Here is a 25,129-nt window from a genome sequence, read left to right as displayed (position 1 = left end):
CTGACGAGCCGGGGGTCCGGGCCGCCCGAGGGATCGGGCGGCCCGGACCTTGCGGCGGCCCTGACTACTTCATGACGCCGATGGTGGCAAGGTCGATCTTGCCCATCGAGTCGTTGAAGTAGACGTTGGTCAGGCGCGGGTTGTGGTAGACGAAGGCCTTGTCGAAGTTGATCGGCAGGTAGAGGGCCTTCTCCATGATCTTCTGGTTGATCTGGGTGTAGAACGGCGCGGCGGCGTCCGGAGTGGCGGCGGCAGCGGCGGTCTTGAACAGCCCGTTGATCTCAGGGTCGTTGATCATGGTGTAGTTGTTGTTGGCGTTCGGCGCGATGAACGACCCGTCGACCAGCGGCTGCAGGAATCCCGCACCGGAGTTGTAGTCGGCACCCCAGCCCATCACGATGATGCCGTAGCCCTTGGCCTTCACGTTCTCGGGCGAGCCGATGACGGAAGAGGAGAGCTTGCCGTCGTACTGGTCGATCGTGGCCTTGATGCCGACCTTGTCGAGGGCCGCCTGCAGGGACTCGGCGGTCTTGACCTCGGGGGCGCGGTTGTTGCGGACCGCGATGGTGGTCGTGAACCCGTCGGGCTTGTTGCAGGCCTTGAGGGCCTCCTTGGCCTTGTCGAGCTGCGGCTCGCCCTTGGTCAGGTTGAACGGGTCGTACTTCTTGTCCGCGCCGGGGATGCCGGGCGGCAGCATGTTCGCACCGAGGTCACCGCTGGTCGGGCCGCCACGGGCCGTCTGCAGGGACTTGGGGTCGGCCGCGTAGATGACGGCCTTGCGGCACTCGACGTTGTCGAACGGGGCGACGGTCGTCGGGAAGGCGAAGTAGCGGATGTAGCCCGTGAACGGGTTGTCCGCGTTGGCCTTGAGCGCGTCGTCCTTGAGGACCTTGTTCTTGCCGGCCGACTGCATGCCCGTGCCGTCGACCGCGAGGTCGATGTCACCGGAGAGCAGACGCGCGTCCATGTCGTCCGGGTTGGTGGTCACCGTGAAGGTGACCGAGTCCGGCAGGCCCGTACGGATCGTGTCCGTCTTCGGGTCCCAGTTCTCGTTGCGGACGAAGGTCGCGCCCTTGCTCGCCGTGAACTCCGACACCTTGTAGGGGCCGGTGGAGACGGGCTTGTTGGTGTACGTGGCACCCGTGTCCTTGCCGGCCGGAACCGGGGAGGAGGAGGGCATGGCCAGCAGGTACTTGAAGTCGGAGTTGGCGCTCGCCAGGTTGAAGACGATCGTCTTGTCGTCCGGCGTCTCGACGGACTTCAGACCCATCTTGTTGGGGTCGGTGTCCTTGTACGGGCCGGGGTACTTCTGGCCCTGGTCGAGAACGTCGATCAGGTACGTGGGACCGCCCGACAGCACGTCCTGCGCGAAGACGCGCTCGATGCCGTACTTGAAGTCCTTCGAGGTGATCGGCGTGCCGTCCTCGAACTTCACGCCGTCCTTGATCTTGACGGTGTAGGTCTTGCCGTCGTTGCTCAGGACCGGGTCGGCCGCGGCGAGGTCCGGGACCAGCTTGGTGCCCGCCGCGCCCGGCTTGCTGTCGTACGCGAACAGCTGGCGTATGTAGAGCCGCTGCAGGTTCCACACGAAGCCGTAGTAGGCGCGCGCCGGGTCGAGGAAGTCGACGTCCTGCGGGGACCAGAGCTTGAGCTCGCCGCCCTTGGCGGTCGACGGGTTCACGACCCCGGTGGTCGCGGCGTTGAAGCCGCTGGCGCCGGCGGACGCCTTGGCGTCCGGCTTCTTGTCCGCGGCCTTGTCACACGCCACGGCGGACACCGACAGGGCAGCGACCACCGCGGTGATCGCGAGCGCCTTCTTTCTGCGGATCACGTTGTCCAACCTCCATAGGTGGGTGAAGCGTTGAAGCGGTTCAGCTGCCCTTGGGGTCGAGTGCGTCACGCAGCCCGTCCCCGAAGAGGTTGAACGCCAGGACGGTGATGAAGATCGTCATACCGGGAACCACCATGTACATGGGGTCGTCCTGGTAGATGGGGATGGCATCCGACAGCATCTTTCCCCAGGAGGCCGTGGGCGGCTTGACCCCGGCACCGAGGAAGCTGAGGGCCGCCTCCGTCAGGATGTTGGTCGGGATGATCAGCGTCGTGTAGACGAGGATCGGCGCGACCAGGTTCGGCAGCAGCTCCTTGATCAGGATGTATCCGCTGCCCGCGCCGAGGCTGCGCGCGGCCTCGACGTACTCGCGTTCGCGCAACGAGATCGTCTGGCCCCGCACGATGCGGCCGATGTACGGCCAGCCGAAGAAGCCGATGACGACGACCAGCACGCCCATCCGGACGCCGGAACCGGTGAAGCCCCAGAGGGAGTTGGGGACCACCGAGACCAGCGAGATGGTGAAGAGCAGCTGCGGGAAGGCCAGCAGCAGGTCCATCGTGCGGCTGATGAGCCCGTCGACCCAGCCGCCCAGGAAGCCGGCGAGGGCTCCCAGCAGGCTGCCGAGGACGACGGAGACGAAGGCCGCCAGGAAGGCGACGATCAAGGAGATCTGCGAGCCGTAGACGATCCGGCTGAACACGTCGCGTCCGTTGGTCGGTTCGACGCCCAGCAGGTAGTCGGAGCTGATGCCGCCGAACGATCCGAGCGGCGTACCGAACTCCGGGTCGAGCAGATCTTCGTGGAACTCGTTGGGCGGGTGGCCCAGCAGGCTCACGATCAGCGGGGCGAAGACCGCCACCAGGATCAGGAAGATCACGATCACGCCGCCCGTCAGCGCGACCTTGTCGCGCTTGAGCCGCATCCATGCGATGCGGCCGGGCGAGCGGCCTTCGATGGCCTTGGCTGGGACGTCGGCTACGGACACGGGTGCGGGTGTCTCCGCGCTCGTGTCATGCAGTGGTGCCGTCATCGTGGTGGGGACCCCTCTCGGCCGACGGGTGGGCCGGCCCATGCCCGCCGCTGTAGCGGCGTTGGTGCGGAGTGGCGCTCGGAGTGCGGTGTGCGGTGTGCCCAGCAGCGCGGGACTGGCAGTACATGCGTTGCTGGTGGTGCACGTGGTGCTGTGCGAAACGACAAAGGAATTTCACGTGGCGAACCAGCCGTTGGAGGACTGACCCGCTCTTGGGTGGGGAGTCTTCATCGGGCGCTCGATCAGCCGCCAGACCCGCAGGTGAATGGATGCGCAACCGTGATGTGAGGGTCGAGTTCCCGTTATCCGGACTTCACTGCCACCTCAGCGGAGCAAGACAGCCCGTTCGGTACGGAATCGGACATGGCGCCCAACTCGGCGTACTACCATGCCTATTGGGCGTACATCAGGGTCGAAATCAGGACAACGCAAAGGCCGCACGGAACGAGTGTTCCGTGCGGCCTCAGGTGGCTTGATACCGATGTCTCAGTAGGCGGGCGCCTGTCCCTCGCGGTCGTAGAACGGCCGGGTGCGGGCGCGCAGCCACATCGCGACGGGGTCGTGCTCGTCGGCGAGGGCGACCGTGCACACGGGCACGCCCTCGGGGACCACGCCGACCGACTGGCGCATCATTTCCCGTACGGACTCCAGCGCGTGCGAGGAGGCGTCGTACAGGTCGAGCCCCACGGCCAGGTACGGGGACCCGAGCGCGGGCTGCACCCAGGCGCGGCGCAGCGAGCGCACGGCGGGCGTGCGGTGCGCGTGCTGCGTGAGCAGCCCGTAGAACTGCGGGAGCTCGATGGCGGGCTCGGACAGCCGCAGCGGCCCGGCGGGCATCCGCTCCAGGCCGGTGGCGATCCGGCGCAGGTCGGCCCAGGGAATGCCGACGCCGCCGCCCTGGGCGTGCGGGTTGAGCCACAGCCCCCAGCGGTCCGGGTAGAGGGCGCGGGCGATGTCCCGGCCGGTGACCACCTCGTAGCCGCGGTTCCAGCCGCTGGCGGCCAGCTCCTGCGGGGAGGTCACGCAGGGCGCGTACCCGAGGTTCTCGACCTCCATGCCGCCGTACTGGGCGTCCGGGGAGCCGGGCTGCCCTTGCCAGAGCAGCATCCACAGCCGGCCCTCGGCGAGGGCGTGCAGGAGTGACTCGTAGCTCTCATAGCGCCCGGGAGTCACCTGGCGCAGCATGTGCTCGACCTGCCCGACCGCGGCCGTGCCTGACGCACTCACCCGGTACCCCTCTTCGTCTCTTCGTCCGCCCGTCGCCCACGCGTGTCCGTCACCAGCTTAAGCGTGCCTACAGCAGGTGGAAGGGGCGTACGCGCGTAACGATGAAGTCGACGACCGGGTCTTCGACGCCGTCCAGGAGGATCAACTGCACAGGCCAGGGGGCCGGTACCCGGGCCAGCGCGCGCCCCAGGGCTTCCATCGGGGCGTTCCGCATCGCGGGATCCCATCCCACCAATCGGACACCGATGTACAGCTGCGGGGCCCCGCCCTCGACGCTGGCGAGGCAGCGGTGGGCGGCCGCGACGGCTCCGCTCGCCCGGAACTCCTCCGCGGCGGCGGCCAGGAAGTCCACCGGATCCTCCTGCCAGTCGGGCTCGAAGAGCCGGACCCGGCCGCCGGTGGCGGGGCCGTCGAGCGGGCTGCGGCCCATCCGGCAGAGCTCCGCGACGGCGGGCGGGGGCAGTGGGGCTCCGACGGCCCCCTCGGGGTTGAGCGCGATGCCCAGCTGCGGGGGCAGGCCCCGGGCGAAGTCCACGGCGGGGGCGACGGCGAAGTCCATGGCGGGGCCGGCGCAGGCTCGCAGCTGCTCCTCGGAGGTGTAGACGGGCACGTACGCGGCGCCGTTGATCTCCATGGTCGGTAGGTCCAGGCTGTCCACGCCCCCGGGCAGCGGGATCCACACCTGGCTGCGCCCGAGCACTTCGAGGATCCGCCCGCCGGCCTCCGCCTGCCCCAGCGCCGCCCCGAGCACCTGCTCCAGCTCGTTACCCGGCCACATGTACGCCTCCGCTTGCTTGCCCTTGTTCCGCCCCGAGGTTAACGGGCGGAACCGGGCCGTCCGTCGAGGCGGGAGCCGTAGTGGCGCGGCTCACTGAAGGGCCGGTCCGGCCGGCGGCACCCCCTGGCCGCACGGCCGGTGGAAGCCGATCGCCGTCAGGCGGGAGGCCGCCGGGCGGTCCAGGAGGATCACCGAGGCGCAGCCGGCCGGCGGACGGCCCGACTCCGCCTCGCGCAGCAGCCGGGCCACCGCGCCCCGGTGCCGGGCGAAGGCGTACGCCGACACGCCCCGGCCCCGCGCGGCCTGCCCGGCCCGGGCCTCCTCGGGGGTGGTGTCCAGGAGCACCAGGTGCAGGGCGCGGCCCCGGCGCCGGGCGGCCCGGGCGAGGAGGCCGCGCACCCAGCTCTGCGTACCGCAGTCGTGGACCACGACCGAGGCGCCGGAGCGGAGCACCCGCCACAGTCCCCAGTAGTGGGCCATCCGGACCGCGGGTCGGTAGACGGCGTAGGGCAGCGCGGCCGGCATCCGGCGCTCCCACCGCTCGCGCGCGTCCTGGGAGTCGATGCCGCCGCCTTCGGCGGCCCGCTTGAGCAGGGTGGTCTTGCCGCCGCCGGGCAGTCCGGAGACGACCACGATGTCCCCCTCGGCGAAGCGGAGCCGCCCGGGGGCCGCCGAGCCGGTCGCGGCCCGGGCCGCGCGCAGGTCCCGTACCCTCCCCGTCGCTCCGGTCCGTACGACGCTGCGCTGCGTCGGCACCCCGGGGGCCGCGGCGCCGCCGGTGCCGGCGCCCCTGCCCGCGCCCGTCTCCGTACTCGCCGTCTCCGGCCTCGCCGTCTCCGGCCTCGCCGTCTGCGTACCTGCCGCCGCCAGCGCTCCGAATCTCCGCACAGTGATCGCCTCCCCCGCATCGGGTCACGTGGACCCTTCCCCCTGAATGTAAAGAGACGGTAATCCGGGGCCACCGGTTCCGCTCCGCTTCCGGACCCCCTCCCCCATTCGGCCGCACGCCGTGCAATGATGTGCGCCATCTGGACACCAACTGCATACCGGCCGCTTGAATCCACGCGGGAGAGTTCCGACCGGCCGAAAGGCCGTGGCGGACGCCGAAGGAGCAAGTACCTCCCTTGAATCTCTCAGGCCCCGTACCGCGTGGATGAGGCAGATCTGAAAAGCGAGCCGCGCCACCGCCCGTCAGGGCACCGGCGTCGGCTCCACCCAAGGTGCAAGTCGAAGACCTTCCCCTGGAAGCGGGGAACTCTCGGCGAACCTCTCAGGTTCCGATGACAGATGGGGAGGAACTCCTCCTCGTCATGTCATGCCCTGGGACCCGGGAGCCACACCCATGAGCACTGCCCCCCGCCTGACCGCCCTCGATGCGCTGCACCGTGAGCTCGGTGCGACCATGACCGACTTCGCGGGCTGGGACATGCCCCTGCGGTACGCCAGCGAGCGCGACGAGCACAACGCCGTCCGCACCAAGGCCGGTCTGTTCGACCTCTCCCACATGGGCGAGATCACCCTGACCGGCCCCGAGGCCGTCAAGGTCCTGGACTACGCACTGGTCGGCAACATCTCCACCGTCGGCGTCGGCCGCGCCCGCTACACGCACATCTGCCAGGAAGACGGCGGCATCCTCGACGACCTGATCGTCTACCGCCTGGGCGAGACCGAGTACATGGTCGTCGCCAACGCCTCCAACGCCCAGGTCGTCCTCGACGCGATCACCGAGCGCGCCGCCGGCTTCGACGCCGAGGTCCGTGACGACCGTGACGCGTACGCGCTGCTCGCGGTCCAGGGTCCCGAGTCCCCCGGCATCCTCGCCTCCCTCACCGACGCCGACCTGGACGGGCTGAAGTACTACGCCGGCCTGCCCGGCACGGTCGCCGGGGTGCCCGCGCTGATCGCGCGCACGGGCTACACCGGCGAGGACGGCTTCGAGCTGTTCGTCGCCCCCCAGCACGCCGTGGAGCTGTGGCAGGCGCTGACCAAGGCGGGCGAGGGCGTCGGCCTGGTCCCGGCCGGTCTGTCCTGCCGCGACACGCTGCGCCTGGAGGCGGGCATGCCGCTGTACGGGCACGAGCTGACCACCTCCCTCACCCCGTTTGACGCGGGTCTGGGCCGGGTCGTGAAGTTCGAGAAGGAGGGCGAGTTCGTCGGCCGCGCCGCCCTGGAGGCCGCCGCCGAGCGGGCCGCCTCCAACCCGCCGCGCAAGCTGGTCGGCCTGATCGCCGAGGGCCGCCGCGTCCCGCGCGCCGGCTTCTCCGTCACCTTCGACGGCCAGGTCGTCGGCGAGGTCACCTCGGGCGCCCCGTCCCCGACGCTGGGCAAGCCGATCGCGATGGCCTACGTGGACGCGGCGTACGCCGCGCCCGGCACCTCCGGCGTCGGCGTGGACATTCGCGGTACGCATGAGGCGTACGAAGTCGTGGCCCTGCCCTTCTATAAGCGGCAGAAGTAACCCTTCGACGGACTCCGGCCGTACGGGTCGCCCTCGCGGCTTCCCGTAGGGGCGCACGCCCGCGCACGCAAGACCACTGTTCGATCCACTCCCCCGCATCCAGGAGAATCAGGTCATGAGCAACCCCCAGCAGCTGCGTTTCAGCAAGGAGCACGAGTGGCTGTCGGCCGCCGTGGACGGTGTCTCGACGGTCGGCATCACGGAGTTCGCGGCCAACGCGCTCGGTGACGTCGTCTACGCCCAGCTTCCCGAGGTCGGCGACACGGTGACCGCAGGCGAGACCTGTGGCGAGCTGGAGTCGACCAAGTCGGTCAGCGACCTGTACTCCCCCGTCACCGGTGAGGTCGTCGAGTTCAACCAGGACGTCGTCGACGACCCGGCGCTCGTCAACACCGCCCCCTTCGAGGGTGGCTGGCTGTTCAAGGTGCGCATCGCGGAGGAGCCGGCCGACCTGCTCTCCGCCGAGGAGTACGCCGCGCTCACCCACTCCGACAACTGACCTCAGGGGATCTTGATGTCCGTACTGAACACCCCTCTCCATGAGCTCGACCCCGACGTCGCCGCCGCCGTCGACGCCGAGCTCGTGCGCCAGCAGTCGACCCTGGAAATGATCGCGTCGGAGAACTTCGCTCCGGTCGCCGTCATGGAGGCCCAGGGCTCGGTCCTGACCAACAAGTACGCCGAGGGCTACCCGGGCCGCCGCTACTACGGCGGCTGCGAGCACGTGGACGTCGTCGAGCAGATCGCGATCGACCGCATCAAGGCGCTGTTCGGTGCCGAGGCCGCGAACGTGCAGCCCCACTCGGGCGCGCAGGCCAACGCGGCGGCGATGTTCGCGCTGATCAAGCCGGGCGACACGATCATGGGCCTGAACCTGGCCCACGGCGGTCACCTGACCCACGGCATGAAGATCAACTTCTCGGGCAAGCTCTACAACGTGGTCCCGTACCACGTCGACGAGACCGGCGAGGTCGACATGGCCGAGGTCGAGCGCCTCGCCAAGGAGTCCAAGCCGCAGCTGATCGTCGCGGGCTGGTCCGCCTACCCGCGCCAGCTGGATTTCGCCGCCTTCCGCCGCATCGCGGACGAGGTCGGCGCGTACCTGATGGTCGACATGGCGCACTTCGCCGGCCTGGTCGCCGCGGGTCTGCACCCGAACCCGGTGCCGCACGCCCACGTCGTCACCACCACCACGCACAAGACCCTCGGCGGTCCGCGCGGCGGTGTCATCCTGTCGACGCAGGAGCTGGCCAAGAAGATCAACTCCGCGGTCTTCCCGGGCCAGCAGGGCGGCCCGCTGGAGCACGTGATCGCGGCCAAGGCCGTCTCCTTCCTCGTGGCGGCCTCGCCCGAGTTCAAGGAGCGCCAGGAGCGCACCCTGGAGGGTGCGAAGATCCTCGCCGCCCGTCTGGTCCAGGACGACGTCAAGGCCGTGGGCGTGGACGTCCTCACCGGCGGCACCGACGTGCACCTGGTCCTGGTCGACCTGCGCAACTCCGAGCTGGACGGTCAGCAGGCCGAGGACCGCCTCCACGAGGTCGGCATCACGGTCAACCGCAACGCCATCCCGAACGACCCGCGGCCGCCGATGGTCACCTCGGGTCTGCGGATCGGTACGCCGGCGCTGGCCACCCGCGGTTTCGACGCCGAGGCCTTCACCGAGGTCGCCGAGATCATCGCGCAGGCGCTCAAGCCCGCCTACGACGCGGACGACCTCAAGGCGCGCGTCTCCGCGCTCGCCGCGAAGTTCCCGCTGTACCCGACGCTCTAGGCGCCGGCTCGAGGGGGCCCGGTCTTGTTTTGCACAGGGCCGGGCCCTTCTCATGACCAAAGCCCCAGGCGGATGCGGCCCATTGCCACTGAATCGGCCAAAAAATGGCAAATAGGCTCTGGATAAAGGCATGACCCGCACCCCTGGCAGGACGGACACCACACCTCATGGACATGAGCGCGGCCAATAAGAAGGGACTCAGTCTCTTCGCCCTGATCATGATCGGGCTCGGCTCGATCTTCGGCTCGGGCTGGCTCTTCGGAGCGGGCCAGGCGGCCGCGGTCGCCGGTCCGGCGGCCATCATCGCCTGGGTCATCGGCGCCGTCTTCATCGGCATGATCGCCATGTCGTACGCGGAGGTGGGCGCGGCCTACCCGCTGCCCGGCTCGATGGCCCGCTTCGGCACCATCTCGCACGGGCCGGTGCTGGGCTTCATCACCGGCTGGGCGGTCTGGATCGCCATCGCCGCGCTGATCCCGATCGAGTCCATCGCCGGTACGCAGTACATGTCCTCCTGGAACTTCGGCTGGGCCAAGGGCCTGGTGGAGAACGGCGGCCTGACCACCTCCGGCATGGCCATGGCCCTCTTCCTGACCGTGGCGCTGTGGCTGGCCTGCTACTGGTCGGTGGCCCTGCTCGCCAAGGCGAACAACCTGCTCACCCTGGTCAAGTTCGCCATCCCGGTGCTCGCTGTCATCGCCCTGATCGCCTCCGGCTTCCACACCGGCAACTTCACCGACCACGGCGGCTTCGCGCCCAACGGCTGGTCCGCCGTCATGACCGCCGTCACCACCTCCGGCGTGGTCTTCGCCTTCAACGGCTTCCAGGCCGTCGTCAACCTCGGCGGCGCCGCCAAGAACCCCGGCCGTGCCATCCCGCTCGCCCTGGTCGGCGCGCTCTCCCTCGGCCTGGTCATCTACCTGGCCCTGCAGATCGCCTTCATCGGCGGCGTCCCGCCGGAGAAGCTGGCCGAGGCCGGCGGCTGGAGCGGCATCAACTTCTCCTCGCCGTTCGCCGACCTCGCCAAGATGCTGATGCTGCACTGGGTCGTCACCATGCTCCAGTTCGGCGCCTTCATCTCCCCGTCCGGAGCCAACATCGGCAACGTCGCCTCGGCCTCGTACATGGCCCAGAACCTCGCCGACACCGGCTTCTTCCCGAAGAAGATCCGCGAGGTGCACCCCAAGTACGGCACCGCCCGTCCCGCCATGTGGCTCAACCTCGGCTTCTCGATCCTGCTCCTGGTCACCGTCGGCCACAGCTGGGAGGCCCTGGCCAGCGTGGTCTCCGCCGCGATGGTGGTCTCGTACCTGATCGGCCCGATCGCGGTCGGCGTCTTCCGCAGGACCAAGCCCGAGCTGCCGCGCCCCTTCCGGCTCCCGGCGGCCAAGATCCTCTGCCCGATCACCTTCGCCTTCGCCGCCTGCGCCCTGTACTGGTCCAAGTGGCCCGACACCGGCAAGGTCGTGCTGCTCACCCTGGTCGCCGCCCCGATCGCGGCCGTGGTGCTCAAGCGCAAGGGCGAGAAGAACCTGGCCAAGCAGTTCGCCCCGGCCTGGTGGATGATCGCCTTCCTGCTGTGGCTGGGCACGCTGTCGGCGCTCGGCAGCAAGGAATTCGGCGGCCACGGGGTCATCCCCGGCGGCGTGGACATCGCCGTCGTGGGCCTCTCGGCCCTGGGCTTCTACTTCTGGGCCGTACGGTCCGGCGTCAAGGCCCACTACGCGGGCCTGCCGGGCCCCGACCCGGTCCTGGACGCCGCCGACGCCCCCGCCGGGGAGTCCGACGCGGCCGACGCACCGGAGCGCGAACTGACCCACGCCTGAGCATCCCCTTCCCGACCCGTCCGGCGGCCGAGCTGTTCACCTCACCGCGTTAAGCTCAGCTGCCGGACAAAATCCGCAGATCACCCCTCTCCACCCCTCCTGCCCCGCTTTCCACCCACGAGCAGACATAGGAGTCCGCAACCGTGGCCATCTCCGTCTTCGATCTCTTCTCGATCGGCATCGGTCCCTCCTCCTCCCACACCGTCGGTCCGATGCGTGCCGCACGCATGTTCGTGACCCGGCTCAAGAAGGATGGTTTCCTCGCCCAGACCGCCTCCGTACGCGCCGAGCTCTTCGGCTCGCTGGGTGCCACCGGCCACGGCCACGGCACCCCCAAGGCCGTCCTGCTGGGCCTGGAAGGCCACTCCCCCCGCACCGTGAACGTGGAGACCGCCGACGACGAGGTCGAGCGCATCCGCAAGACGGGCCGCCTGCGGCTGCTGGGCACGGAAATAGCCGATGCGCACGAGATCGCCTTCGACGAGCCGAACCAGCTGATCCTGCACCGGCGCAGGTCCCTCCCGTACCACGCGAACGGCATGACCCTCTTCGCGTACGACGCCACGGGCAACCCCCTCCTCGAGAAGACCTACTACTCGGTCGGCGGCGGCTTCGTCGTGGACGAGGACGCGGTCGGCGAGGACCGGATCAAGCTCGACGACACCCCGCTGAAGTACCCGTTCCGCAGCGGCGACGAGATGCTCCGCCTCGCGAACGAGACCGGCCTGTCGATCTCCTCGATGATGCTCGAGAACGAGAAGGCCTGGCGCACCGAGGACGAGATCCGCGAAGGTCTCCTCGAAATCTGGCGCGTCATGCAGTCCTGCGTCTCGCGCGGCATGTCCCGCGAGGGCATCCTCCCCGGCGGCCTGCGGGTCAAGCGCCGGGCCGCCTCCACGGCGCGCCAGCTGCGCACCGAGGGCGACCCGATGATGCACCGCAGCGAGTGGGCGACGATCTACGCGATGGCGGTCAACGAGGAGAACGCCGCCGGCGGCCGCGTCGTCACCGCGCCCACCAACGGCGCGGCGGGGGTCCTGCCCGCCGTCCTGCACTACTACATGAACTTCGTGCCGGGCGCGGACGAGGACGGCGTGGTCCGCTTCCTCCTCGCCGCGGGCGCGATCGGCATGCTCTTCAAGGAGAACGCCTCGATCTCCGGCGCCGAGGTCGGCTGCCAGGGCGAGGTCGGCTCGGCCTGCTCGATGGCGGCCGGAGCCCTCGCCGAGGTCCTCGGCGGCACCCCGGAGCAGGTCGAGAACGCGGCCGAGATCGGCATGGAACACAACCTCGGCCTCACCTGCGACCCGGTCGGCGGCCTCGTCCAGATCCCCTGCATCGAACGCAACGGCATGGCAGCGGTCAAGGCCGTCACGGCAGCCAAGATGGCCATGCGCGGCGACGGCACCCACAAGGTCTCCCTCGACAAGGTCATCAAGACCATGAAGGAGACGGGCGCCGACATGAAGGTCAAGTACAAGGAAACCGCCCGAGGCGGCCTGGCGGTCAACGTCATCGAGTGCTGATGCCGACGCCTTCCTGATCCCGGATCAACGCCGATGGGGCGTGACTCTTCGAGTCACGCCCCATCGGGTTTTCCGGGATCAGAGGAGCAGCTGGGAAATGTCCGAGCTACTCATGAATGGAGTGGCGGAATCACGGCAAGACCTCGCTACCGAGACTCGCCGACCGCTCCCACTCACCGGCCTCCCGCAACAACGGTCCAACCACTGACCGCGCACCGGCCGCATAGGCCATCCACCGCAGCTCCTCGCAGCCGAAGACCGGCTCTTCTTCCGAATCAATCCACATGCACACAGTATTTCCGGATACTGCCGTCACATCCCACCAGGACCAAGCCCGCTGGCCCGGCTCGAATGAATACAGGAGGTCCTGAACTGTCCACTCCTCATCACCCCGATGCGCCGCGTACCTCGCAGCCGCGTGGTTCCAGGCATCGGCAGCCCAAGCCGGCACGTCGGCCTCCGAGATGGTCTCAGCCTTGAAGTCGGCCTCCAATTCGGCCTTGACGCCGGCCCTGACCAACTCCCGCAGCCGCCGCCCGAAAGCCTCCGCCTCGTTCCACGCCTCCACCTCGATGTAGAACGCCGACAACAGGTCGTTCGGGAATACGTCGGGACGGCTGACGATTCTGGCGAGTTCAGCAGATGACGTCACCGAATCACTCTCCCGGAGCCAGGAACCACGGCCTCAATGAACGCGGAGAAGTTCTCCCCGTCGAACATGTCTGCGGGGATGCCGTAAAGGTCATCTGCCACGTGCGGATCATCGATCTGAGGCTTGCCCGCGGATGCGATGTTCCACTTTCGTCGACTGGGACCCCTCCGACGCTGATCGACGGCTGCGGCGCGGACCTTGTCGAGGAACTCCTTCGGAACGTCGAAAGCCACGATCTGGCTCCCCGATCCACGGAATTGCTCGGTGTGCGCGATATTACCGCTCATATTGACGTGGATCATCTTTTCACCACTCATCGTGACGCTCCCGTCGGCGCCGATGTGGATCCGCTCACTGTGCCCACCGGCCTTCTGGGCCCGGTACACCGTGACGTTGCAATTGTGGACCAATACCGACGTGCCGCCTGCGACGACATAGTAGGTGTGGAAGTCGTCGACGGTGAGGTTGTGGGTGGTGACGGCGTAGGGGTAGTTGTGCTTTGCCGCGACCGTGAGGGTGGTGCCGTTGGGCTGGCGGAGTTGTTCGCCGGTGGTGAGTTCGCCGGCGTCGACCCACTGGTGGCGGGTTTCGCTCCAGTAGGGGTGGTGGTAGGTGGAGGTGATCTTCGCCGGCGGGCCGCGGGGGCTTGCCTCGTCGGTGAGGGTGAGGTCGGTGAAGTCCTTGTCGTCGGGGGTGGTGATGGTGGTGGTGACGGTCTTGGGCCGGGTTTCGCCGGTCTGCGGGTCGGTGGCCATGACCACGTCGCCGTCCTTGACGTCCTCGATGGACTTCGCGGACCCGTCGGCCATCAGGACCTGAACGCCGGAGGGGAAGCTGTTGCACGTCGGGTATGCCGGTGCGTCAGAGCCCGCGCCGCTTACTTCGGCGTCGGTGCCTTCCCTGGCCGCATGGCTTTCCGTTCCTGCGGCGTCGCTGGCTGTTTCCTTGCCGGCTTTCTCTGCTCCTGCTTGGGCTGCCTTGGCTTCGGCTTCCCGGGCTTCCTTGAACGCCTTTTTAGCTGTGCTGTAGGCCTCGGCGGCCTTTGCGGCTCCGCGTTCGGCTTCATGGATGGCGTCGTAGGCCTTGTTTACTTCTTTGTAGATCTTGAAGGCCTTGATGCCGATTTTGACGGCCTTGAAGAGTTTGCCCCAGGGGACGAAGTTCAGGGCCGTGTTGATGCAGGCCATGACGTCGCCCTTGGTGAAGCAGTCTCGGGCGTCGTTGTATCCGATCAGGTCGCCGACGATGTCGACGACTTCGTCGATGAGATGGTCGCGCTTCTTCTTGGCGTCGGAGACCTTCTTCGTGGATTCCTTCAGCTCCGTGTCGGACGGGCCGTCGTCATCGGACTTTCCGGGGTGCTTTGCGTACCAATCCGGGTCGTATGTGGAGCCGCTGTCCGTGCCGTTGCTGCCCGAGCAGTACCCGGCTCCGAAACAGCTCTCCAGGCCCGTCGCGTCGGACTTGTTGACGGGGTTGTTCTCGGAGTAGGAGTACGCGTTCCACTGCTGCGGGTTGCCCGCATTGATGACGGGGTCGGGGCTGACGAAGCGGCCTGTGGTGGGGTCGTACTCTCGGGCGCCGAGGAGGGTGAAGCCGGTGGCTTTCTCCTTGGTTCCGCCGACGAAGCCCTTGTCGGTGGCCCAGGCGCCGGGAGCGGGCTGAGTGCCACGCTCGTTGCCGAAGGGGTCGGCCGGGCGGCGGATGTGGGCGAGGTCGGAGGCGTTGAACTGGACTCCGCCGGTGCCGTGGTGGTCCGAGCTCTGGTAGGTGAGCGTGGAGCCGCTGGTGGTGCTGGTGGTGCGGGTGATGGAGAGACCGCCGGGGGCCCCGTAGGTGCGGACGTTGGTGACCTTGCCGCTGGCGGTGTCCAGGGTGATCTGGTCGGTGCCGAGGTTGAGGGTGGTGCTGGTGGGGTCGCGGCGGATGAGCTGGTTGCCACCGGTGTCGTAGAGGTAGCTGGTGCCGGCGCTCTCACTCGTGCCGACGATCTTGTCGAGCTTGCCCTGGCCGTTCCAGGTCAGAGCCTTCGTGCCCGAGGTGTTGGTGACGGAGGCGGTGTTTCCGCCCGCGTCGTAGGTGTAGGAGGTGACCTTGGTGCCCCCGGCGGTGCTGGTTTCCGTGGAGGTCATCAGCGCGTGCGGGCCGCCCGTTCCGCCGCCCGTCTTCGGGTCGGTGGAAGGGGTGTTGGGACCGGTGCCGAAGGTCTGGGTGACCGTCGTGTCCTTGGCCGCGTTGCCGGTGATGTCCTTCTTGACCAGCTTCTTGCGGTTGCCGAGGTTGTCGTAGGTGTACTGCTGCCAGTACGGAGCCGGGCCACCGACGCTGGGCTTGCCCGCGCCGTCGACCGCGGGGCCGGTGGCGTTGGTGCAGCCGCCGATACCGCGCACGCTGGGCTGGGGGGCCGTGGTCTGGGTACCTGTGTCGGTCCAGGCCTGGGTCAGCCGTCCCAGGTAGTCGTGCGTGAAGCACTGCAGGTCACGGGCCGTGCCGTCCTGGGTATCACCGATCGAGGTGAGATCGCCGACCTTGTTGTAGGTGTAGTCCAGGACGTCGACGCTCGCGGTCGCGGCGGTCTGCTTGTCGAGCGTCGAGCGGACCGCGCGGCCGCTGCTGGCGTCGTAGTCGGTCGTGGTCACGACCTGCATGCCGGTGTCGCCGACGGTGGTGCGGATCGGGCGGCCGTAGGGGTCGTAGCGCATGTCCACGAGGTACGGCGTCTTGGCGAGGCCGATCTTCCCACCGAGCGAGGTGAGGTTACCCGCGACGTCGATACCGAAGGTCAGTGTCTCGACGCCGAGTCCGGCCTTGGGAACGCCGGGAAGGGCGGCCGTCTTCAGCTGCCCGTATGCGTCGTAGGTGTTGGTGGTCTGGTAGGTGCCAGCCAGTTCCTTTTCGGCTGTCGGGATGGTGACCTTGGTGCCGAGGGGGCGGTAGCCGCCGTCGTAGCCGGTGACCTCCGTAACGTAGGCGTCGCCCGTTTTGCCGCCCACGTAGCGGGTGGTGGTGTCGGGCTTGCCCAGCGCCTGGGTGTCGTAAGTGAACGCGCCGACCTGCTTGGCCGGGTCGATCGCCGTGCCCTCATAGGTCGCCAGGGCGCGGCCGAGGATGTCCGTGACCGTGGTCGCGCTCTTGCCGCGGGCGTCCGTGGCCGTGACGAGGTTCTTGCTGTCGTCGTAGGCCGTGGTGCTGATGCCCGCGTCGGGGTCGGTGGTCTTCACCGGACGGCCGAGGAGGTCGTAGGTGAAGGTCCACTCGTTGCCGGCGGAGTCCTTCCGCGACAGCTCCTGGCCCTGGGTGTTGGAGACGTACGTGGTCTCGTCGTAAGTACCGGTGGGCGTGTTGGCCTTGTACTGGCGCAGGATCGAGGTGAGGCCGTTGGTGATGGCCGCCGTGGCGAAACCGCCGGCCGGCGGGATCGTGCGGACCTCGTCCACTCCCGGGTACTCGGTCTTGGAGCGGGACTGCTCCACGCCGAAGGACTGAGAGACGGAGTCGGTGACGCGGCCGAGGCCGTCGAAGACCTGGACGGTCTGGGCCGGGATCTTGCTGTCGGGCTGGACCCCGCCATTGGGCAGGAACAGCGCCCCAGAAGGCGAGCCCTGGTCAGTGTAGTAGGCGGCGCTGGTCTTGACCTGGTAGCCGTGGGAGTCGAACAGGGCGTCCGTGATCATCCGGCCGGCCACGCCCGAGGGGGTGCTGGCCTGGGTCTGGCGGACCCGGCCGAGGCCGTCGTAGATGGAGTACGAGGACGTGTAGGAGTTGTCGTTCATGAGCGCCTGGCTCAGAACGGTGGACGGCGCGTTGGTGCCGTTCATCGCGTACGAGTACTTGCGGACCGGGAGGTCCTTCGTGGAGTCCTGACCGGGCTGCCAGATCTTCACGACCCGCCCGAGCGCGTCATACGTGCGCTCGGCGACGTGGTTGTTCTCGTCGGTGGTCTTCAGCGGCTGCGAGCGGCCGATGTCGAGGGTGGTGGTCGACTTCCAACCCAGCGGGTTGGTGTGCGTGATGCTGTTGGGCAGCACGCCGGTGGCCGGGGTGTATGCGGTCGTGGTGACCGCTCCACCCGGGTGAGCGGCGTCCTTGCGGGTTTTGTTGGTGTTGCTGGTGACTCGGCCGTAGGCGTCGTAGGTGGAGGTGGAGTTGAGACGGTAGACCGGCTTTCCGGTCGCGTCGTACTTCTCCAGGACCTCGGTACCCGTGCCGTCAGCCGTGGCTCCGACCTTGCCGTAGGCGAGCCCGTCGAAGTACGAGCGGGTGTCGCCGACGGTGTTCGCGGCGTTCGGCGTCTGACCGCAGACGCCGGAGATGACCAGGGTGCGGGAGGCGAGCTCGGTGACCGCCCCGCCCGGGCCGGTCGGGTACTCGAAGGTGGTACACAGACGCCGGTCCGTGCGCGAGATGTCACTGTTGTCGTCGACCTGGAGCGGACGCGTCGTGAGCGTGGTGTCGTACGTCGACGACCGCTCGCCGGTGCGCCAGGTGCCGTTGGCGAGCTTCGCGCGGCTGGTGACCTTGGCCGTGTTGACCGCGCGGGCGGTGATGGCTGGCATGCCGGCGGATTGGGCACGGGTCGCGGTGACCGGGCCGATCCACGGCGTGGTGACCTCGTCCGAGACGACGGCGCCGCCGTCACGGTCGTAGGTTTCGCTCTGGCGGACGAAGCCCGAGAGGACTTGCTCGTCCTTGATACTGCCGCCCTGCGCATCTGCGACGTTGACGCTGCGCGTGGAGCCGTTGGCGAGGACGTCGCCGTCCATGCCGCGCAGGTAAGTGGTGACGCTCTTGGTGCGCGGGGCTTCGGAGGCGTTGCCGTTGCCGGTGCGGGTCGTCACCGTGGCGAAGCCGCGGAACTGGTCCCAGGTGCGGGTCTTGGGGTCGGTGAACTCGGAGTCGTTGCGGTGCCAGGCGATACCGCCGCCGTACTCATAGTCCGTGACCGTGGAGACCTGGCCGCCGACCTTGTCCTGCTGGGTGACGGACTGGACGACGATCTTGTTGAACCAGTCGTTGACCGGGTCCGCGAAGGACTGGCCGGGCAGGTACCACTTGACCGGCATGCAGGCCATCGTGTTGCCGTCCTCCGAGGACGGCATCGTTCCCGCGAGACGCGAGCACTCGGGGGCCTTGTAGGCGACGTTGATCTGGCCACCGGTCTCGGTGGTGATCGTCTGAATCCGCGGACGACGGTAGCTCGGCGCCGAGGCGTCCGTACCATCCGGGCGCCGGACCACACCATCGACGCGGTTGGGGAACTGGGTCGCCTGGAACGACACGGCAGGGAGCTTGATCGCCGTCTTGCCGTTCGAACCCGTCCGCTCGATCTTGTCGATCCACAGGGTCGGGGACGTGCCGTCACCCGGGTCCTGGAAGGACTGCGTCAGGTCGTAGGTGTCGACCTTGGTCCATGCCGTGCCCGTCCACACCTCGGTGTAGATCTGGGGGAACTTCTTCGTCGTGAAGAAGGTCGGGGAGAGGTTCAGGCACTGACCCGTGGCCTGGCACTCCTGGTCGATCGGGGTGTCCGGCCAGGACTTGGCGTTCGCCTTCACACGCTGAGCGGGATCACAGGTGATCGCACCCGCCGCAACGCAGCGCTCGGCGTTGGTGATCGTGACCTGGGCGGCCGGCTTGGCCGCGCCCTTCGCGGCGATCTGGTCGGGCAGTCGCTGGCCGTAGCCGATCCAGGTCGGGTAGGAGCCGCGCTGGTACTTGGTGTTCGTGCCGGTGCCGTTGTTCTGGCCGCCGCCACGCCCGTAGTAGTTGTCCTCCTGCTCGTAGCGGTAGGTGACCAGGTTCTGGTGCGGGTCCACGACGTAGTCGAGGTTCCACTGCCAGCCCAACTGCTGCCACGAACCGTTCGCGGGAGTATCCGCGCCCAGGCACTTGTCCTGACCGCTGTTGAAGTACACCGGGACCGTGGAGACGGACTTGGCCTCGGGGTCGGTGCCGTCACCACCGGGGAGACGGTTGGCGCCGAAGTAGTACTGGGTCCCGTCGGTCGTGGTGACCTTGAAACCCTCGCCCTTCCAAGCAGCGTTCCGCTGCCCGGTCAGACGCTCGATCTTCGTCCCGTCCTCACCCTGAAGGTGGTAGACGCATGTCGTGTCGTCACGGACGATCTGACCCGCGTGACCCGCAAGCGACAGCGACAGGATGTCGCCCGCCCAGCACTCATCGCCGGATTCGGCGATGCCCGCATCCTTGCAGCCCTTGTAAGAACGGGAGATGGAGCCGGGGCTCCAGTCCCAGCCCTCGCCAAAGCCACTGGCCTGCGCGTTCGTCGACGCCGTACGGCCATCGATGGACGAGGAATCGTAGCCCAGACCCACGCTGGGACCGGCCCCCGCGATGGAGGACGGGACCTCTACGGTGTAGCCGTAAGTGAAGTTCGCCGCGTTCGAACCAGCCTGCCAGGACATCGAAGGCGCGATCGGAGTCGCGGTGTAGTCACCGCTCGCACCCGACGGACCCGCCTCCACCGCAAGCGCCACCGCCTGCGGCGCCAGCACCTGCGGAGCCGCCGCGGGAGCCGACTGCGCGCCCGCCGAGGACTTCAGCAGACTCGGAGCAGCCGCGGCCGTCTTCGGCGCATCGACCTCCGCCACCAGACGACCCGACGCATCCTTGTGCGACGCGACCGGAGTACGGGACGTACAGCCCGCCGCACCAGGAGTCGTCAGCGCGCAGTCGGGCAGCCGCACCACACGTGCACGGTCGCCCCAGTTCGCGCCCGTGGTCTTCGACCACGCCGACACGTCGAAGCCGACCTGCACCTTGCCCGAAGCAGCCGAACCCGCCGCATCGGTCAGAGCTACGAGCGCACCCGAGACACCAGCCGCACGCGTCTTCGCCTCGTCCTTCACCTCGACCCGCAGCGAACCCTCACCGGGTGCGGAGCCAGAGGTGGCGAGTTCCGACAACTTCGCCGAGCGGTTCGGGCCCTTCGCGGGAGCCACCCACACGGGCAGGGCACCGGCCTGGACCGACTTGGAGCCGGTCGCGGTCGTCGGCGAGCCAGAGGTGCCGAGCGGAACGGTCGCGGAGCCGGCCGGAGCCTTTGCCTTCGCGTCCAGGGACCACGGCTTGCTCGCCGGGGCCTTCGCGTCGACCGGCTTGGCATTCGAGCCCTTTACGGGCTTGGTCTGCGGGAGCGCCGTATTCGGCGGCACCCACACCTTCGGCGGCTTCGCCGCCGCTTCGGCCGCGGGCAAGCCCAGGCCGGAGATGAGCACCGCGAGCACGGCGACCATCGCGACACGTGGCCGTCTCGCGCGCACGCGCGAGAACAGGCCACTTTGACGAGACAACAAAATCCCCCCACAAAAAGGAACGAAAGAGTCCGGTTTTGACAGAGTCCGGACAACCGCACCCTAAGGAGGGAGTGATCTATTCACACAGCTTCGACTTAAAGATTCCCTACATGATCAATCCCACTTGACAGCCAATGCCGCATTTAAAGGCATCAACAAGACATACGGGTCCAACAAACCGTTGACAGATTCGCCGACACCAAGCACCGTGCGCGTGACCTTCGTTCACCGACGCACATTGCGAGGACCTCCGCCCATGAGGCCATCACCTTTCTCACTCGAACCCAGGCCGGGCTCGGGGGCCCTCCGGCGTCGGCGGTCATCCGCAGCCGCGATGCTTCCCGTCATCGGCGCAGCTGTGCTGTCCCTGGGGGCCGGGCTGATCACCGCCCCGGACGCCTTCGCGGCCGGGTCGGCGATCCCGGCGCCGAAGCCCGGGGCCAAGCCTGCACCCACCGCCCAGCAGAAGGCTGTTGACGCCGCGTTGGCGAAAGCAAAGAGTACGGGCAAGCCGGTGGCAGTCGACCATCTGACTACCACCGACTCGCAGACGTTCGCCAACCCCGCCGGCACGCTCACCGTCGACACCGCGTCGGCCCCGGAACGGGTGAAGCAGGCGAACGGCTCCTGGCGCGCGATCGACACCACCCTCAAGGCCAACGCCGACGGCACCATATCCCCGGCGGTCGTTCCCTCCGCACTGAGCATTTCCGGCGGCGACAGCGGGCCGATGGCCACGATGACGACCGGCGATGGCAAGAAGCTGGCCTTCAAGGCGCCGTTCAAGCTGCCCAAGCCGAAGCTCGACGGCAATGACGCGCTCTACGAGAACGTCCTGCCCGATGTCGACCTGCGCCTGACGGCGACTCAGCTCGGCGGCTGGAGCCAGGTCCTGATCGTGCGTACGGCGGCGGCCGCCGCCAACCCGGCTCTGAAGAAGATCCGCCTCGGTGTCGATGCCCCGGGACTGAACACCTCCGCCGACGCCGCCGGGAACATCACCTTCAAGGACGGACAGGGCAAGGCACGCTTCACAAGCCCCACCTCCTTCATGTGGGACTCCACGAAGACGGACATACCCGAAGCCGCCGCAGCCCCCCGGAGCGGCGCGAAGGCCAGTAAGTCCGCCACCGTCAGCGGAGCCGACGCCGCCCCCCAGGCCGCCCCGGCCCCTGCCGCCGACGCGGTGGCAGCGTCCAGCGCCGACGGCCCCGGCGACACCGCCAACGTCAAGCCCATCGCCGTCAAGACCGACGCCACCGGCATCGACCTGACCCCAGACACCTCCCTCCTCGGCCAGGGCACCGGCCCCTGGTACATCGACCCGGGCGTCAACCCCTCCGCCGACAACACCACGCGCGCCTGGTCGCAGGTCCAGGAGGCGTATCCCGACACCAATGAGTTCAACGGGACCTCGGACGGCCAGAACACCCCGGCCGCCGGCTACTGCGGCTACTCGAACTGCCCCATCAAGGGCCGCACGCGCGCGTACTTCCAGGTCGGCATCAACTCGGTGTTCTACGGCGCCGAGGTCATCGACGCCCGGCTCCACGCCACCGTCGTCTCCTCCTCAAGCCCCAGCACGTCCACCCCGATGGGCCTCTACCAGACCGGCCCCATCAACAACCCGACCACCTGGAACAACCAGCCCTGCGACAAGAACTCGCGCATGGGCGGCAACTGCTTCAAGATCGGTGGCATCAACATCTCCGGCACGGGTGACGTCCAGTACGACGTCACCAGCCAGATGAAGGCCGCCGCGCGGGACCAGTGGCCCCACTTCACGTTCGGCTTCGCGCCGGACGACGAAGGCAACATGTACTACCGGCAGCGGTTCAGCAACAGCCCGCACGTCACCGTGACGTACGACCGCCGCCCCACCATCACCAACTCCCGCACCAGTCCCACCCCCGGGTTCGCCGCCACCTCCGCCTACGCCGCCTGCCGCACCGCCGGCGCCGTGAACGCCTGGGACAACCCGGGCTGGATCGGCCTCAACTCCAGCACCAAGGTGACCATCGCCACCAACTCCCCCACCGGGCGCCAGCTCCAGTCGAACTTCGCCCTCGTGGACGAGGACAACAACAACAGCGCCCAGTACTACAACGGCCCCTGGCTGGCGTCCTCCGGGGACGTGACCGCCGACTTCGGAGCGCTCACGGACGGGCACAAGTACTACTGGTTCGCGAACACCCAGGACGACACGCTGCAGAGCGCCGACAGCGAGCGCTGCTACTTCTACGTCGACCGGACCTCGCCCTCCGCGTCCGTGACCTCGACGGACTTCCCGGCCTCCGGGACCACCGGAGGTCACCCCAAGAAGGTCGACGAGACGGGCACCTTCACCCTCGCCGGTGCGGACAACCTTCCGACCAACGGCAGTACCCGTAGCTCCGGCCTGGCCTGTGCCCGTTGGACCATGGACCCGGTGAAGGCGGCTTCCGACTGGAACTGCACCGACACCGACCCGCAGATCATCAAGACCTTCACGGGCGGCCAGGCCAGCGTCAACTACACCCCGCGGGCCTGGGGAACCAACTACCTGTACCTGCAGACCCAGGACAACGCGGGCAACATGTCCCAGCCCGTCGCGTACAGCTTCTACGTCCCGTCGAACCCGAACAGCCCGGCGCCGATCTTCGGTGACATCAACGGTGACAAGAAGGCCGACGTCGTCCTCGCCGACTCCGCCGGCAACATCCGCCAGATCAACGGCGGCGCAGACCCCGCAGCCTCCCCCGTCGCCCTGGCCCGCTCCAGCGTGAGCGGCAACGGCTGGAACAACATCCAGCTCACCCACCGCGGCAGCCTCGGCTACAAGAACGTCGACGACCTCCTCGCGCACGAGCCGGGCAAGCCCAACCTCTACGTCTTCACCAACAACAACACCGGCCTCGTCGACGGTCAGGCACCCAACAAGGTGGACAAGCCCGGCTCCTGCGCCAAGACCGACGGCACCCCCATCACCTGCGCCGACTACGGCTTCGGCACCGACTGGTCCAAGGTCACCCAGATCGCCGCCTACGGCTCCATCACCGGCGACAGCAAGGCCGGCCTGCCCAACTCCCTGCCCCAGACCTCACTCCTGTGGGTGGAGAACGGACGCCTGTGGCTCGGCATCCCCGGCGCCACCAACCAGCTCGACTCCCCCGCCTACCTGATCTCCGGCAACGACACCAAGTGGGACAGCTACGAGCTGATCACCCCGGGCCGCGCCAAGGGCACCAACTTCGCGACCCTGTGGGCCCGCAACAAGACCGACGGCGGCACCCTCCACGCCTTCACCATCACCGGCGGCACCCCTGACGCCCCCGTCCTCACCGCGATCGCCGACCCCGCCGCCGGCGTGATCTCGGGCAAGATCGACCCGGCCCGCTACCCCCGCGTCGGCTCCGACGGCGACCTCACCGGCGACAACATCCCCGACCTCTGGGCCGTCGACACCACCCAGCAGCTCGTCTCCTTCAACGGCACCGGCACCGCCCCCAACGGCACCAGCGTGCTCTACCCCACCGTCACGGGAATCGATCAGACTCCGACCCTCCAGGGCAACCTCAACACCCCCACCTTCCAGTGGAAGCTGAACACCGGAGCCGCCAACAAGACCCCCAGCGCCGGTGGCAACACGAACCCCGCCACCACCGCGGGCGTCACCTACCCCGCCGCTGAGACCTTCGGCGGGCGCAGCACCTCGTACGCGGCCTTCAACGGCGCCCAGGCGACGATCACCGCGACCGGGTCCAGCATCGACACCCGCAAGAGCTTCACCATCACCACCTGGGCCAAGGCCGGCCCGAGCGGCGGGCTGATCGCCAGCCAGGACAACACCCGCAACAGCGCCTTCACCCTCTACGCCGACGCGGCCACCAACTCGTGGCGGTTCGCCATGGCCGCCTCCGACTCCGACGGCTGGGCGTACGACTGGTCCGGCCAGGTCAACGACGCAGGGCGGTTCACTCCCAACACCTGGACCCGTCTGACGGCCGTCTACAACGCCGACACCGGCCTGATGAGCCTCTACGTCAACGGCGTCCTCGCCGCCAGCGGCAACCACGCGGCCGCCAACAGCCCGGCTCCGACCGGCCCGCTGGTCTTCGGCCGGTACAAGGTCAACGGACAGCCGGACTACTTCACCACCTTCGTCGGCGGCATCAGCAACTTCGCCGTCTACCCGTACGCGGCCGCCCCCACCGCCACCGACGCCACGACCAAGATCGCGCTGACCTCGACCGCCACCAAGTGCGCGGACCGGGCGTCCGACGGCGACAAGGTGCAGATCTGGGACTGCAACGAGATCAGCGGGGGCCTCGCCCAGAAGTTCGAGGTCCGCTCCGACGGCACCGTCCGCATCCAGGGCGAATGTCTGGACGCGGTGAACGCGGGCACCGCCAGCGGCACCCTGATCCAGGCCATCGTCTGCCACAACCACCCGGCGCAGCAGTTCCTGCCCCGCGCCGACGGCAGCCTCTACAACCCGGTCTCGGGCCGCTGCCTCGACCTGAACCGCGGTGACACGACCAACGGCGTCCAGCTCCAGCTCTGGGACTGCAACCAGTCCGACGCACAGCGCTGGTCCATAGCCGCCCTGTCCACCGCCCCCCTGCCCGTCCCGAGCTACGACGCGGCAGCCTGACCCCTGCACCACAGCGACGGCCGCCCCTCCCACCCGGGAGCGGCGGCCGTCGCCGCTTGGGCGGGTTACGCAAGTAAC

13 protein-coding genes and 1 riboswitch are annotated in these 25,129 nt (G+C 68.4%); of the genes, 6 read left to right on the top strand and 7 right to left on the bottom strand.

Annotated elements, in window-relative coordinates; all coding sequences use genetic code 11:
• Window positions 1-64: 64 nt before the first annotated feature.
• From OG490_RS26020 to OG490_RS26000, 5 genes are all read right to left on the bottom strand, one after another.
• The gene (locus OG490_RS26020) at window positions 65-1,831 is read right to left on the bottom strand and encodes an ABC transporter substrate-binding protein (protein WP_330298693.1); all 1,767 of its coding nucleotides are present in this window, start codon (window positions 1,829-1,831) and stop codon (window positions 65-67) included.
• A 40-nt stretch (window positions 1,832-1,871) separates the two neighbouring features.
• Entirely contained in the window at window positions 1,872-2,864 is a 993-nt protein-coding gene (locus OG490_RS26015) for an ABC transporter permease (RefSeq protein ID WP_330298692.1), read from the bottom strand.
• 486 nt (window positions 2,865-3,350) lie between these two features.
• Window positions 3,351-4,091 carry an enhanced serine sensitivity protein SseB C-terminal domain-containing protein gene (locus OG490_RS26010; protein WP_330298691.1) on the bottom strand — a complete coding sequence of 247 codons (741 nt, stop codon included), beginning with the start codon at window positions 4,089-4,091 and terminating at the stop codon, window positions 3,351-3,353.
• Between the two features lie 67 nt (window positions 4,092-4,158).
• The gene (locus OG490_RS26005; protein WP_330298690.1) at window positions 4,159-4,869 is read right to left on the bottom strand and encodes an enhanced serine sensitivity protein SseB; all 711 of its coding nucleotides are present in this window, start codon (window positions 4,867-4,869) and stop codon (window positions 4,159-4,161) included.
• A gap of 90 nt (window positions 4,870-4,959) precedes the next feature.
• On the bottom strand, window positions 4,960-5,757 hold the full coding sequence (locus tag OG490_RS26000) for an AAA family ATPase (RefSeq protein WP_330298689.1): 798 nt from the start codon (window positions 5,755-5,757) through the stop codon (window positions 4,960-4,962).
• A gap of 167 nt (window positions 5,758-5,924) precedes the next feature.
• Window positions 5,925-6,027: riboswitch (glycine riboswitch) on the top strand.
• A gap of 184 nt (window positions 6,028-6,211) precedes the next feature.
• Here OG490_RS26000 and gcvT point away from each other — a divergent pair.
• The 5 genes from gcvT (at window position 6,212) to OG490_RS25975 (ending at window position 12,450) form a co-directional block, all read left to right on the top strand.
• Window positions 6,212-7,327, top strand: a complete 1,116-nt coding sequence (gcvT, locus tag OG490_RS25995; protein WP_330298688.1) for a glycine cleavage system aminomethyltransferase GcvT — start codon at window positions 6,212-6,214, stop codon at window positions 7,325-7,327.
• A gap of 115 nt (window positions 7,328-7,442) precedes the next feature.
• Window positions 7,443-7,826 carry a glycine cleavage system protein GcvH gene (gene gcvH, locus OG490_RS25990; protein ID WP_330298687.1) on the top strand — a complete coding sequence of 128 codons (384 nt, stop codon included), beginning with the start codon at window positions 7,443-7,445 and terminating at the stop codon, window positions 7,824-7,826.
• Window positions 7,827-7,841: 15 nt separating this feature from the next.
• Window positions 7,842-9,098 carry a serine hydroxymethyltransferase gene (glyA, locus tag OG490_RS25985; protein ID WP_266881241.1) on the top strand — a complete coding sequence of 419 codons (1,257 nt, stop codon included), beginning with the start codon at window positions 7,842-7,844 and terminating at the stop codon, window positions 9,096-9,098.
• Window positions 9,099-9,265: 167 nt separating this feature from the next.
• Window positions 9,266-10,924 (top strand): APC family permease, encoded by a 1,659-nt coding sequence (locus OG490_RS25980; RefSeq protein WP_330298686.1) that lies wholly within the window; start codon window positions 9,266-9,268, stop codon window positions 10,922-10,924.
• Window positions 10,925-11,067: 143 nt separating this feature from the next.
• Window positions 11,068-12,450 carry an L-serine ammonia-lyase gene (locus tag OG490_RS25975; protein WP_330298685.1) on the top strand — a complete coding sequence of 461 codons (1,383 nt, stop codon included), beginning with the start codon at window positions 11,068-11,070 and terminating at the stop codon, window positions 12,448-12,450.
• Window positions 12,451-12,580: 130 nt separating this feature from the next.
• On the opposite strand, the gene OG490_RS25970 is transcribed toward OG490_RS25975, so the two are convergent.
• Window positions 12,581-13,102, bottom strand: a complete 522-nt coding sequence (locus OG490_RS25970) for a hypothetical protein (protein ID WP_330298684.1) — start codon at window positions 13,100-13,102, stop codon at window positions 12,581-12,583.
• Window positions 13,099-20,358 (bottom strand): polymorphic toxin-type HINT domain-containing protein, encoded by a 7,260-nt coding sequence (locus tag OG490_RS25965; RefSeq protein WP_330298683.1) that lies wholly within the window; start codon window positions 20,356-20,358, stop codon window positions 13,099-13,101. The genes OG490_RS25970 and OG490_RS25965 overlap by 4 nt, the downstream gene beginning before the upstream one ends.
• A gap of 394 nt (window positions 20,359-20,752) precedes the next feature.
• Between OG490_RS25965 and OG490_RS25960 the strand changes: the two genes are divergently transcribed.
• Complete coding sequence (locus OG490_RS25960) at window positions 20,753-25,051, top strand: ricin-type beta-trefoil lectin domain protein (RefSeq protein ID WP_330298682.1); 4,299 nt, start codon at window positions 20,753-20,755, stop codon at window positions 25,049-25,051.
• Window positions 25,052-25,129: the final 78 nt, after the last annotated feature.

Origin of the sequence: Streptomyces sp. NBC_00503, from assembly GCF_036346895.1 — a bacterium.
In the GTDB taxonomy this organism is placed as follows: domain Bacteria; phylum Actinomycetota; class Actinomycetes; order Streptomycetales; family Streptomycetaceae; genus Streptomyces.
The sequence above is the reverse complement of the archived record's forward strand: the minus strand, read 5'-3'. Positions and strand labels throughout refer to the sequence as shown.

Excerpts from the sequence above, each read along its gene's own strand:
- OG490_RS26015 (WP_330298692.1), bottom strand. The coding sequence starts at position 2,864 with ATGACGGCACCACTGCATGACACGAGCGCGGAGACACCCGCACCCGTG.
- OG490_RS26005 (WP_330298690.1), bottom strand. The coding sequence starts at position 4,869 with ATGTGGCCGGGTAACGAGCTGGAGCAGGTGCTCGGGGCGGCGCTGGGG.
- gcvT (WP_330298688.1), top strand. The coding sequence starts at position 6,212 with ATGAGCACTGCCCCCCGCCTGACCGCCCTCGATGCGCTGCACCGTGAG.
- gcvH (WP_330298687.1), top strand. The coding sequence starts at position 7,443 with ATGAGCAACCCCCAGCAGCTGCGTTTCAGCAAGGAGCACGAGTGGCTG.
- glyA (WP_266881241.1), top strand. The coding sequence starts at position 7,842 with ATGTCCGTACTGAACACCCCTCTCCATGAGCTCGACCCCGACGTCGCC.
- OG490_RS25980 (WP_330298686.1), top strand. The coding sequence starts at position 9,266 with ATGGACATGAGCGCGGCCAATAAGAAGGGACTCAGTCTCTTCGCCCTG.
- OG490_RS25965 (WP_330298683.1), bottom strand. The coding sequence starts at position 20,358 with ATGGTCGCCGTGCTCGCGGTGCTCATCTCCGGCCTGGGCTTGCCCGCG.
- OG490_RS25960 (WP_330298682.1), top strand. The coding sequence starts at position 20,753 with ATGCTTCCCGTCATCGGCGCAGCTGTGCTGTCCCTGGGGGCCGGGCTG.